The sequence below is a fragment of the Propionivibrio sp. genome (genome assembly GCF_016790145.1).
Taxonomy (GTDB): domain Bacteria; phylum Pseudomonadota; class Gammaproteobacteria; order Burkholderiales; family Rhodocyclaceae; genus Propionivibrio.
Map to the genome: position 1 here is coordinate 43,034 of NZ_JAEUOI010000002.1, position 11,731 is coordinate 54,764.

11 protein-coding genes are annotated in these 11,731 nt (G+C 62.7%); 8 read left to right on the top strand and 3 right to left on the bottom strand.

Annotation, left to right across the window (positions count from 1 at the left end):
* Positions 1-18: 18 nt before the first annotated feature.
* The 3 genes from JNM42_RS00215 to JNM42_RS00225 form a co-directional block, all read right to left on the bottom strand.
* On the bottom strand, positions 19-576 hold the full coding sequence (locus JNM42_RS00215) for a hypothetical protein (RefSeq protein WP_294264343.1): 558 nt from the start codon (positions 574-576) through the stop codon (positions 19-21).
* Between the two features lie 428 nt (positions 577-1,004).
* Positions 1,005-1,850: an alpha/beta hydrolase gene (locus tag JNM42_RS00220; RefSeq protein ID WP_294264345.1), complete on the bottom strand. Its 846-nt coding sequence runs from the start codon at positions 1,848-1,850 to the stop codon at positions 1,005-1,007.
* A 10-nt stretch (positions 1,851-1,860) separates the two neighbouring features.
* Positions 1,861-2,790 carry a carboxysome shell carbonic anhydrase domain-containg protein gene (locus JNM42_RS00225; RefSeq protein ID WP_294264349.1) on the bottom strand — a complete coding sequence of 310 codons (930 nt, stop codon included), beginning with the start codon at positions 2,788-2,790 and terminating at the stop codon, positions 1,861-1,863.
* A gap of 15 nt (positions 2,791-2,805) precedes the next feature.
* Here JNM42_RS00225 and JNM42_RS00230 point away from each other — a divergent pair, with 15 nt between their 5' ends.
* The 8 genes from JNM42_RS00230 (at position 2,806) to JNM42_RS00265 (ending at position 11,550) form a co-directional block, all read left to right on the top strand.
* Positions 2,806-3,075, top strand: coding sequence for a hypothetical protein (locus JNM42_RS00230; protein WP_294264352.1), 270 nt, complete (start codon positions 2,806-2,808; stop codon positions 3,073-3,075).
* A 165-nt stretch (positions 3,076-3,240) separates the two neighbouring features.
* Entirely contained in the window at positions 3,241-3,957 is a 717-nt protein-coding gene (locus JNM42_RS00235) for a hypothetical protein (RefSeq protein WP_294264355.1), read from the top strand.
* Positions 3,954-4,598 carry a phosphoribosylglycinamide formyltransferase gene (purN, locus tag JNM42_RS00240; protein WP_294264359.1) on the top strand — a complete coding sequence of 215 codons (645 nt, stop codon included), beginning with the start codon at positions 3,954-3,956 and terminating at the stop codon, positions 4,596-4,598. Before JNM42_RS00235 ends, purN begins: the two co-directional genes overlap by 4 nt.
* 19 nt (positions 4,599-4,617) lie before the next feature.
* On the top strand, positions 4,618-5,628 hold the full coding sequence (locus JNM42_RS00245; protein ID WP_294264361.1) for a DUF3108 domain-containing protein: 1,011 nt from the start codon (positions 4,618-4,620) through the stop codon (positions 5,626-5,628).
* The gene (locus JNM42_RS00250; RefSeq protein ID WP_294264365.1) at positions 5,628-6,908 is read left to right on the top strand and encodes an RsmB/NOP family class I SAM-dependent RNA methyltransferase; all 1,281 of its coding nucleotides are present in this window, start codon (positions 5,628-5,630) and stop codon (positions 6,906-6,908) included. Before JNM42_RS00245 ends, JNM42_RS00250 begins: the two co-directional genes overlap by 1 nt.
* The gene (locus JNM42_RS00255; RefSeq protein ID WP_294264367.1) at positions 6,905-8,206 is read left to right on the top strand and encodes a mechanosensitive ion channel domain-containing protein; all 1,302 of its coding nucleotides are present in this window, start codon (positions 6,905-6,907) and stop codon (positions 8,204-8,206) included. The genes JNM42_RS00250 and JNM42_RS00255 overlap by 4 nt, the downstream gene beginning before the upstream one ends.
* Before the next feature lie 384 nt (positions 8,207-8,590).
* Entirely contained in the window at positions 8,591-11,218 is a 2,628-nt protein-coding gene (gene alaS / locus JNM42_RS00260) for an alanine--tRNA ligase (RefSeq protein ID WP_294264369.1), read from the top strand.
* On the top strand, positions 11,215-11,550 hold the full coding sequence (locus tag JNM42_RS00265) for a hypothetical protein (RefSeq protein ID WP_294264371.1): 336 nt from the start codon (positions 11,215-11,217) through the stop codon (positions 11,548-11,550). The genes alaS and JNM42_RS00265 overlap by 4 nt, the downstream gene beginning before the upstream one ends.
* Positions 11,551-11,731: the final 181 nt, after the last annotated feature.

An 11,731-nucleotide genomic window follows, 5' to 3' on the forward strand; every position in this document is an offset into this window, starting at 1 on the left:
GCGAATCTCACCTTAGGGTTAGCGCGGGCCGGCTTCATAGTCCAGATGCAGGTCGACCCGCGCCGCATCGACATCCACTTCGGCCTGGCTCGACAGCAGGCGCGCGCCGGCATGATCGACCGCCATCAGTTCACGCAGCAGACCCTGCTTGGCGTTATCCCAGTCGGACTGCCGGAAGACCGCCGCCGTCGGCAGCGACCACTCGTCGATCAACTGCTGGCGGCGTTCGCCGGTCAGCGCGCCGCGTAGCTCGATATGCACGCGACCAATGTGCGCCTGCGGCCCCGGCTCGACGTGCAGGACCAGGCCATCGTCGCTGTCGAGCAGTTCGACTTGCGGGGAGAAATAGCCTTCGGTAGCGAGCAAATCGCCGGCCTCCCTGCGCAGTCGGCGCTCAAGTGAAGCGCGCGCCGTAGCGTCCTCCGGCTCACTTCCGGGCGAGGGCAGTGACAGATGGCGCAACAGCAGATCGCGCACCGGCTTTGGCGCCACCAACTGCGCTGCGGCAGCCGCCGGCAGGGCAAGGCTGAAGGTCGCTGCAATACATAAAGCGCAAAGCAGTCGGCACGTACGCATAACAAACAAAAAATACTCCGGGAATCTTGTAAAGGGGCGCTGCGCAAACGGCCGACGACAGCCCTGGCTGCCGCCTCACGGTGCGCCAGCGGGAGAATCAGGTGAAGCTGGAAGTTGCCGATGCACCCGACCAGACCACCGCCTGAGCCAATAACAAGCCTGCAATTATATCGGCACCCTGAAGCAGCCGATCAAGAAAAGGCCAAAACCCCTAGGCAATCGCATGAATGCATCGGTCATTTTTTACGAGGCTCCGCAGAGCCTTTCCTGTCCAGAAACCGTCGTCCCGGCAAAAGCCGGGACCCTGTTGGTGCTCCAAAAACCTGGATTCCGGGTCAGGCCCGGAATGACCGTAAAAATATGAGTTAGCGTAAGAAAAAATTTACCTTGTTTTAAAGCGTAAGTCTTATTGCCGCCTGCCGGAAAGTTCAGGTGCCATCGATCAGCTCCGAAAGTTCGGCGGCGAAGCGCTCCGGCTGCCACAGGTGCGGGCAGTGGTCGGCGCCACCGTAGAGGCTGAGCCGCGCCTGCGGCGTGTGTTGCGCGACGTAATTGGCGGTCGCCCGCGTGTAGAAATTGCTCTCGCTGCCGTAGGCGAGCAGGGTCGGCACCTCGATGGCCGGCAGCACGTCGCGGTAGTCGGCGGCGACCAGCGATTTCCAGATGGCGATGGCCGGCAGCGGGTCGATGCTACGTAGTGCTTCGCGTGTCACACGCCAACCGATGGTGTTGCGCAGGTAGGTGGCGCGCGCCTTGTCGTTGAGACCGAGGGCGATCAAGCGCAGCACGGCTTCGACGAAATTACCCTCGCTTTCAAATTCATCGATCAGGCGCTGCGCGTGCGCGCTGTCGAAGTCGCCGTAGATGCCGCCGCTCCAGATGTCGTCGGTGAGCAGCTTCGGCGACTGGTCGATGAAAGCCAGGTGCGAAAAGCGTTCGCAGCCGAAATCACGGATGCACTGCCACAGCGTCAGTGCGCCCATCGAGTGGCCGACGGCGACGACGCGCCCGATTTCGTAGTGGTCGAGCAGGTTGATGACGTCGCGCGCCAGACGCCTGACGTCCGGCGCCCGCGTGGCGCTCAGCGGATGGCCGCCGTGACCGCGCGCATCCGGGCGCAGGAGGCGATGCTGACCGGCCAGCGGCTTGATCAGCGGTGCCCAGGCGGCATGGCTGGACGTCCAGCCGTGCAGCAGCAGGATCGGCGTTCCGCTGCCGGAAAGGCGGATGTGCAGTTGTTCGCCGTCGTCGGCGCTTATCGTTTCGTGCTGCATTATCCGCTCTTCATTCCGCCAGCAATTCCAGGTTGCGCGAGCGCCAGTCGAGCACCGCCGTATGCATCGCCATGCGCCCGGCGAGCGTCGGGTACTCGGCGCGGATGACGTTGGCGGCGAAGCAGGAAAGGAAGCGCGACTTGAGTTCGGCACGCGCGCGGTCGACACCGATCTCGTCGTAGGGTACCGAGGCCAGCAGCAGGAAGCCGTCGGCCGGAATACGCTCGGTTTTCATATTGTCTTCGATGATGCCGGCCGCCTTGCGGATCGGGTCGGCCAGATCCGGGCTGTAGGGGCCGATGATCAGCGCCAGGTTGGGGGTATGCAGGAAGTCGAAGCCACGGCCGAGACAGATCATCCATTCGCGGTGCTCGATGTCGAGTGTGCGTTCGTGGCGACGAACCTGTTCGCGGACCTGGGCGATATGTTCCAGATTGCCGGCCAGCAGGGGCAGCAGGTCGGCGCGCATCTGCGCCGACATGTCCGGCAGCAGGGCGGCCAGCCTCGGTTCGAGCGTGGTGACGTCCCACGCGCCGAGCGTCGAGAGGTCGAGCGTGCGGCCGTCGACGCCGTGGATGACCAGGGCGTCCTCGTCGGTTTCGAAGCCGCAGACCAGCGGGTAGACGGTGCCGTGGCCGCTGCCGAAAATATGTTCGACCTGGCCGCGGATTTCCTGCGTGTGCTCGATTGCCGCCTGCGTGTTGTAGGCGAAGCCGGCACAGCCGCGCGCCGGATCGCCCTTCGACCAGTGGTAGGTAATCAGGAACAGCACGCGCCGGCCCTCGCTGACCATGCGCTGGACGTGGTGCGCGAGTACCTCGCCAAGGTGCGGCCAGCCGAGATCGAACATGCCGCCGAGGTTGCGGAAGGGCATCAGGATACCGGTCGGGGTGTTGGTGGCGAACGGAATGTTGATGCGCCCGTCCATGCATTTGAGCACCGCGATGGCCGTCGGATGCTCGGCCAGATAGCGCTCGCGGGCGAGCCAGGCTTCGGGGCTCCTGAACGACTCGCCGTGGCGGCGGGCGAGGTCGAGCAGCCAGTCGATGCGTTGTTCGATGGGTTTGCTGTGGATGTCCATGGCGAAAAGTCACTGTGCATGATGAAGACAGCGATGAATATACCATCGGGTAGGGGATTGATGTCGAACATGCCGGGAGCGGGTGAGCACAAGATCGAGAAGGTCGGGTCGGCGATTGCGGCGTTGCACGTTCAGAACTCCTGACCCGAAAACTCCGGAGGATGGCTAGTAAACCGGCGTCGGGTTATGCCCCGAAGGAAATCCCCTTGCGGGACGCCCTTTGGGCTAACCCGACATACGAACAACTAACCCGACCTACGGACTGACTCGACCAGCGAATTTAAAGTGGCCAGTGCGTTATCATTGCGCATGCTTGAACGCTTCATCACTTCGCTGCTGGTACTGCTCATGCTCGCCGCCTGCGCTACCCGCTTCGGTCCTGACGGGAAGAAGGAAAACCGTTTTGATCCGCGTTATCTGGCCAAGACCGAAATCGACCGGGTGATCGATACAGATCGGGGTGAAGTCATGGTCGGCATGCACCGCATCGCCGAGAAACTCTACAAGCGCAACCCCAAGGAGTGGAAGAAGTCCGGGCAGCCGAGCATGGAGGCCGCTCTTGATCGGCTGTTTGCCGGTAATCTGGATTTTCCCGAACTGGAGGGCCGGCGCGAGGGTGCGGCAGCGCTCTATGCCTTCAGCTCCAATTATCAGGGTGATCGCGTGCTGGCCGTGATGGCCGGGCTGCTCGGCATGGTCTATGCCGCCTTCGAGCACAAGGACGATTTTTACGTTCTTGACGACCTGAACGAGCAGAAGCTCTACAATTGCGCCCGCAACATCGAGATCGCCATCTGGAAGATGTCGTCGACGAAGAATGCCGGCGGCGAGCCGCTGCTGATTACCAATGAACTGGACCCGAATAACCCCAATCTGAGTTTCGAGCGTGAGTTCGGCCGCGTTATCGGCCTGCTGGATTTTCTGTCCAAGGTGGTCGCCGACAAGCAGGGCCGGGCGATCACGCGTTTTACGCAAAGCATGGCGACGGCGATATTCCTGCCGGTCGGCGCGCTGGGAATCAAATGAAATCGATCGTCATCCTCATCTCCGGTCGCGGCAGCAACATGCGCTCGCTGCTCGACGCCGTCGCGGCAGGGACACTGCCGGTGCGCGTGGCGGCGGTGCTCTCCAATCGTGGCGACGCGCCGGGGCTGGCAACCGCCGCCGCACGGGGGGTTGCCACGCACATTGTCGATCACCGCGCTTTTGCCAGTCGCGAGGCTTTCGATGCGGCCCTGGCCGGTGTGATCGATTCCCTTGCGCCGGATCTGGTGCTGCTCGCCGGTTTCATGCGGATACTGAGTGACGGCTTCGTGCAGCATTTCGCCGGGCGTCTGATCAATATCCATCCTTCATTGCTGCCGGCCTTCCCCGGCCTGCACACCCACCGGCGTGCGCTGGCCGAGGGTGTGCGGGTGCATGGCTGCACGGTTCATTTTGTGACGCCGACGCTCGATCATGGCCCGATCATCGTGCAGGCGGCAGTGCCGGTGCTCGACGGCGACGACGAGGCCAGCCTGGCGGCACGGGTGCTGGCGCAGGAGCATCGGGTCTATCCGCTGGCCGTGCGCTGGCTCGCCGAAGAGCGGCTGCACATGGTCGGTGGGCGGGTGCTGTGTTCGGCGCCGCAGGACGGCGCCACGGCGCTGATCTCGCCGCCGGCATGAACCACAGGCTGAGGTTATTATGCCCTTCGCATTGCTGATGGCGCTTGCCGCTTCACTCAGCCTTCACGTTGCAGCGCTCTTCGGGCCGGAGATCGATCTGTCGACCGAGCCGGAAAGCGTTCCGCTGCTGGCCGAACTGAAGCCGATGCCGATGCCGAAAGCGCCGCCCGATGTGCTGGCCCAGCCGCAACAACCGGTAACGGCGAAAGCGCCCAAACCCCCAAAACCTCCAAAACCCCCGCGCAAGGTGGAAAAAGTAGCCAGTGCCTCGCCGGTGCTGAGCATCCCCGAGGCGTCGGCGGTGGGGGCGGCGGCAGCGACCGCAGCGGCTGCGCCAGATGCGCCGGCGAGCGGAGCGGCGCCGCCGCTCGCCTCGGCGCCGTCGGCAGCCATTGAATCGCGACTTCCGCCTCACGGGTTGATTCGCTACCGCGTCGATCGCGGCGATTCGAATTTCGAGATCGGCGTTTCCCGGCACGAATGGGAGATCGCCGATGGCCGCTACCGCCTGACTTCGCTGGTCGAAACGAGCGGTCTGGTGTGGCTGATCAAAGCCTATCGTATCGAAATGGAAAGCCGTGGCTGGTTGACCGCCGAAGGTTTGCGGCCGGAAAGCTTTGTCATACGACGCAATGGCCAGGAGACCAGGGAGAAGGCTGTGTTCGATTGGGAAAACATGACAGTGCGCGTCGGCGATCGTGCCGAGCAGGCGCTCACCTTAGGCGCGCAGGATCTGCTGTCATTCAATTTCCAGCTCGGCTATCTGGCGCATCCCGAGGCCGGCAGCACCATGCACATCGCCACCGGCAGGAAGTACGGGGTATACCGGATCGAGGTGCTGGGCGACGAGGAAATCGAGGTGCCGGCCGGTGTGATGCGTACGCTTCATCTGCGCGCTCCCGGAGTGAATACGACCGAACTCTGGCTGGCTTACGATTATCTGCTGCTGCCGGTTAAAATCCGCCACGTTGACAGCAAGGGCGACAGTTTCGTCCAGGTCGCCACCCAAATTCAAGTGAGTCCACCCTGATGCGCTTTACACCCACGCTGTTCAAGCATACCGAAGCACTGCTGGCCGAGCTGCTACGCTCGACCTTCCCCGCCGATCTGGTTGTCTCGCGCTATTTCCGTCAGCATCGCGAACTCGGTCACAGCGAACGCGGCTTTGTTGCCGAAAGCGTTTATTCTGTCCTGCGCCGCAAGCGCTCGTTATCGGCACGCTGCTTTGATGACGTGACATCGCGGCGTCTGTTGCTCGCTTCGCTGGCCTGCGTGCAGGGCTTGAACCGGCGCGAGCTGGATGCGGTGCTGAGCGAAGCCGAGGGCAAGTGGCTGGCGCAGGCCAAGGCGGTCAGGCTGGACGATCTGCCGCCGGCCGTTCGCCTCGATCTGCCGGACTGGTTGTATGAGGCGCTGAGCGCGCACTACGCGGCACCGGAGCTGGAGGCGCTGGCTGGCGGCCTCAGCCAGCCGGCGCCCCTCGACCTGCGCGTCAATCCGCTCAAGGCCGGGCGTGCCGAGGTGCTGGCCCGGCTCAACGCCGACGGGCTGGCGGCAGAGCCTTGCCGATATTCGCCGCTCGGCATCCGTCTGGCGGGCAAGCCCTCGATTTCACGCCACCCCCTGTTTCTCGACGGCAGTTTTGAAGTGCAGGACGAGGGCAGCCAGTTGCTCGGCTTTCTATTGCAGCCGAAACGCGGCGAAATGGTCGCCGATTTCTGTGCCGGAGCCGGCGGCAAAACGCTCCTGCTCGGTGCCCTGATGCGCTCGCAAGGCCGCCTCTACGCCTTCGATGTCGCCGAAAAGCGGCTGGCCAAGCTGAAGCCGCGTCTGGCGCGTTCCGGGCTGTCGAATGTGCATCCGGCACGTATCGAGTCCGAGAAGGACATCAAGATCAAGCGGCTGGCCGGCAAGCTGGATCGCGTGCTGGTTGACGCGCCGTGCTCCGGGCTGGGAACGCTGCGCCGAAATCCCGATCTGAAATGGCGTCAGAGCCCGGAAAATGTCGCCGAACTGAGCGTCAAGCAGGCTGCGATTCTTCACGCTGCGTCGACTCTGGTGAAGCAGGGCGGCAGGCTGGTCTATGCCACATGCAGTTTGCTTGAAGCGGAAAACGAGTCGCTCGTATCGGCCTTCCTGGCGACCCATCCGGAGTTCGTTTCGCAGTCCGCGGCCGAGGTTCTGCTTAAACAGGGGATCGAAATGGGTGGTGCTGAAGCAGCTGACGGGGAGGGCGGTGAGCGTTTGCGCCTATTGCCGCATCGTCAGGGTACCGATGGCTTTTTTGCCGCCGTAATGGAGCGTCGATGACCGAGAAACAGATGTTTGCCCTGCTCACCCAGATCTGGGGCGATTTGCAACACGCCCAGTTTTTCTGGGTGGCGCTGGCGCTGGTGCTGATTCTGGCCTTTTCCGCGTGGTTTTCTTACCGTCTACGTGGCCAGGAGCACAAGTATCAGCATTCCGGGCAAAGTGCGCTACGCTCCTTCGGCATCGGCAGTCTGAAGCGAATTGCTTTTCCCCTGGTGGCGTTGATCTTCGTGCTGATTCTGCGCAAGATACTTGTCGCCTTGCACTGGGAGCACCTCAGCCTGCTCTATCTGGCGGGACCCTTGCTCGTCACATGGGCGCTGGTCAGAATCCTGGTCTACCTGCTGCGCTGCGTCTTTTCCGAGGGTGGCTTCCTCAAAACCTTCGAGCGGGTGATCACTTCGGCCATCTGGGGTTGGATGGTGCTTGGCATCACCGGGCTTGACGATCCGTTGATCGAACTTTTTGAACAGGTGAGCTTCAGTTTCGGCAAGCAGACGATCAATCTGTGGATGCTGATGCATGGCGCGGTGACGGTTGGCATCACGCTGCTGATCGCGCTGTGGGTCGCCAGTCTGATCGAGAGCCGCCTGATGGCGGCCGAGCATCTGGATGCCAATGTGCGCGTGGTCCTGGGGCGGCTGGCCAAGGCGATACTGCTGGTGATTGCGCTGCTCAGCAGTCTTTCGCTGGTCGGCATCGACGTGACGACGCTCTCGGTATTCAGTGGTGCCCTGGCCGTGGGTCTTGGCCTCGGCTTGCAGAAAATCGCCAGCAATTATGTCAGCGGCTTCATCATTCTGCTCGACCGTTCGATCCGCCTGGGCAATCTGGTGAACATCGATGACAGGACTTCGGGAACGGTGACGCAGATAACTACGCGCTATACCGTCCTGCGTACCCTGACCGGTACCGAGGTGATTATTCCCAACGAGTATCTGGTAAGCAATATCATTCGCAACCAATCGTTTACCGATACGCGCGCGCGGGTCGCCTTGCCCATCCAGGTTGCCTACAGCACGGATCTTGACCAGGCCATGCGCCTGATGGTCGAGGCGGCACGGCAGCAGCCCAGGGTGCTGGTCGAGCCGGCGCCCGGCGTCTTGCTGACCGACTTTGCCGACAGCGGCATCAATCTGGAACTCGGCTTCTGGCTAGCCGATCCGGAAGAAGGAACGGGCAATGTACGCTCGCAAATCAACCTGGCGATCTGGAAGTCGTTCCGCGAACACGGCATCGAGATTCCCTTCCCGCAGCGCGAGGTACGCATGATTGGCGAGGCACCCGCTTCAGCCTGATCGCACGATCTGCAGCAAAAAAAATCCCGCACCGGTTCGGCGCGGGATTGAAAGGCCCATCATTGGCGATGGGTCAGGGAGGGTCAAACATTGCCAGCTGGGGAAGCTGAAGCAACGTGCTCATGGTAGGGATTAGCCGATTGTGTGTCTGTTGTGCCTGTGCGGCGATTGCGTGACGCTATGTAACTGCCCGTTCTCCGGCAGTAAGCGTCAGCGGTGCACCGTACGCGGATCGAATGCGCCGGATTTTCCGGAAGGAGGATGTGCGGCCTGGCCAGTTTGCCTTGCCAGGCCTTGTCACGGTCTTGCGAGCCGTCTGCCTGTGCCCGATTCGGTGCTAAAATCAACCCCCTTTGCCATACGCTGCTTCAGGGACGATGACCGATGAAAAGTGCCGAAATCCGCGAGAAATTCCTCAAATTCTTCGAATCCAAGGGCCACCAGATCGTGGCTTCGAGTTCGCTCGTTCCGCACGATGACCCGACGCTGCTGTTTACCAACGCCGGGATGAACCAGTTCAAGGATGTCTTCCTCGGCTTCGACAAGCGGCCTTACGAACGCGCAACGACTTCGCAGAAGTGCGTGCGAGCCGGCGGCAAGCACAACGATCTGGAGAACGTCGGCTATACCGCGCGCCATCACACCTTCTTCGAGATGCTCGGCAATTTCTCCTTCGGCGACTACTTCAAGCTCGATGCGATCAAGTACGCCTGGGAGCTGCTGACCGAGGTCTACAAACTGCCGAAGGATCGCCTGTGGGTTTCGGTCTATGCCGAGGACAACGAGGCCTATGACATCTGGAATCAGGTGATCGGTATCCCGGCCGGGCGCATCGTGCGCATCGGCGACAACAAGGGGGCGCGCTACGCCTCCGACAACTTCTGGATGATGGGCGATACCGGCCCCTGCGGCCCGTGCACCGAGATTTTCTACGATCACGGCGAGCACATTGCGGGCGGCCCGCCGGGATCGCCCGATGAGGACGGCGACCGCTACATCGAGATCTGGAACAATGTTTTCATGCAGTTCAACCGCGACGAGAACGGTGTCATGCACCTGCTGCCCAAGCCCTCGGTCGACACCGGCATGGGGCTTGAGCGCGTCGCGGCCGTGCTGCAGCACGTGCACAGCAATTACGAGATCGATCTTTTCCAGAGCCTGATCAGCGCGGCGGCACGCGAGACCAGCGCTGCTAACCTGGACAGCCCCTCGCTGCGCGTGCTGGCCGACCACATCCGCGCCTGTTCCTTCCTGCTGGCCGATGGCGTCATCCCTGGCAACGAAGGGCGCGGCTACGTCCTGCGCCGCATCATCCGGCGCGCCATCCGCCACGGCTACAAGCTCGGTGCGCGTGCAGCCTTCTTTCACCGCATGGTTCCCGATCTGGTCGCCGAGATGGGCAGCGCGTATCCCGAGCTGGTAGCCAGCGAGAAACGCATCATCGACGTTCTGCGCCAGGAAGAGGAGCGCTTCTTCACGACCATCGAACACGGCATGGCGATTCTTGAAGGCGAACTCGCCGCCATGGGAGGCCAGGGAACATTCAACGGTGAAACGGCGTTCAAGCTGCACGACACCTTCGGTTTCCCGCTCGATCTGACCGCCGACATCTGCCGCGAACGCGGCGTGAGCGTCGATAGCGCCGGCTTCGACGTGGCGATGAACCGGCAGAAGGATCAGGCGCGTGCCGCCGGCAAGTTCAGGATGGCGACGGCGCTGGAGTACAGCGGCCCGGCGACCGGCTTCCATGGTTACGAGACGCTCGAATTCAAGGGCAAGGTGCTGGCGCTGTACCGGGAAGGCAGCCCGGTCGATGAATTTAAGGAAGGCGATGCGGGTGTCGTCGTGCTCGACGAGACGCCGTTCTACGCAGAATCCGGCGGCCAGGTCGGCGACCGCGGCAGCGTACAGTCGGCGCAGGGCATTTTCGCCGTCGAGGATACGCAGAAGATACAGGCCTCGGTCTTCGGCCATCAGGGCGTGCTCAAGACCGGGCGCCTGCAGGTCGGCGATGCGGTCAACGCCAGAGTCGATCTGCTGGCGCGCCGCCGCACCATGCGCAACCACTCGGCGACGCACCTGATGCACAAGGCCTTGCGCGAAGTGCTCGGCGAGCATGTGCAGCAGAAGGGTTCGCAGGTCGATCCGGACAAGACCCGCTTCGACTTCGTACACAGCAAGCCGATGTCCAACGAAGAAATCCGCCGCGTCGAGCACCTGGTCAATGCTGAAATCCTGGCCAATGTCGAGTGCCAGTGCCGCGTGCTGCCGATTGCCGAAGCGCAGAAACTCGGGGCCGTGATGCTGTTCGGCGAGAAGTACGGTGACGAGGTGCGCGTCATCGACATCGGCTCCTCGCGCGAACTGTGCGGCGGAACGCATGTGCAGCGCACCGGCGACATCGGCGTCTTCAGCATCGTCGCCGAGGGCGGCGTGGCGGCCGGGGTGCGCCGGGTCGAAGCGGTGACCGGCGATAACGCGCTGACCTACATGCAGGGAATGGAAACCGCACTCGGCGGTGTCGCCGGCACGCTCAAGGTGCAACCCGCCGAAGTGCATGAGCGCGTCAACGCGATACTCGATCAGGTTCGCCGTCTTGAGCGCGAACTGGCGGCGCTGAAAAGCCGGCTGGCCGCTTCGCAGGGCGACGATCTGGTCAGCCAGGCGCTGGCGGTGCAGGGCACGACTCTGGCCACCCGGGTGCTTGCGGTGAGCATCGAGGGCGCCGACATCAACGCCCTGCGCGAAACGATGGACAAGCTGCGCGACAAGCTCGGGAGCGCTGCCGTGGTCCTGGCCTCGACGGCGGCGGGCAAGGTGACGCTGATTGCCGGCGTGACGCCCGACCTGACGGCCAGGGTCAAGGCCGGTGAACTGGTCAACATGGTCGCCCAGCAGGTCGGCGGCAAGGGCGGCGGCCGGCCGGACATGGCGCAGGCGGGCGGCACGCAGCCGGAAAACCTGCCGGCGGCGCTGGCCTCGGTCAAGGCGTGGGTGGAGCAGAAACTATGAAGCATGCGCTGAATGTTGTTGCACGATATTTGATGCCCTTGTGCTGCGCGGCAGCACTGTTGTGCACTGGCGCGCACGCGGCAGATGAATTGAAGCGCGAACCGATCGACGCCATCACCGTTGAGGGCGACAAGGTTCGTCTCTACCCCAACGGGCGTTGGGAGTATGTCGACGCCATTAAAGCCGCGAAAGCCAGCGAGCAAGCCGCGCAGTATCCGGAAAACAAGCCCCGACCCGCTGAAGCGCAGGGCGGGCTGTTTGGCATTGGCCGCACGATCATGCCGGGCGACAAGGATTACAACCGCGGCTCAATGAGCGGCAAGGGGCGCTGAGGCGGGTGCCGAGTGGTTTTGAGTATTCAGATCAGAAGCCGATTACCCAAATGCGCGAAAAGCCTCGTCCAAACGATCTGGTTGCGAAGCAACCGTTAGGCGAAGCCGTCGAGTTTGGTCGGGGATGGATAGCGCGGACGCCGTAGGCGTCGTTGCCCTTGGTTGTTAATCGGGTGTTGCC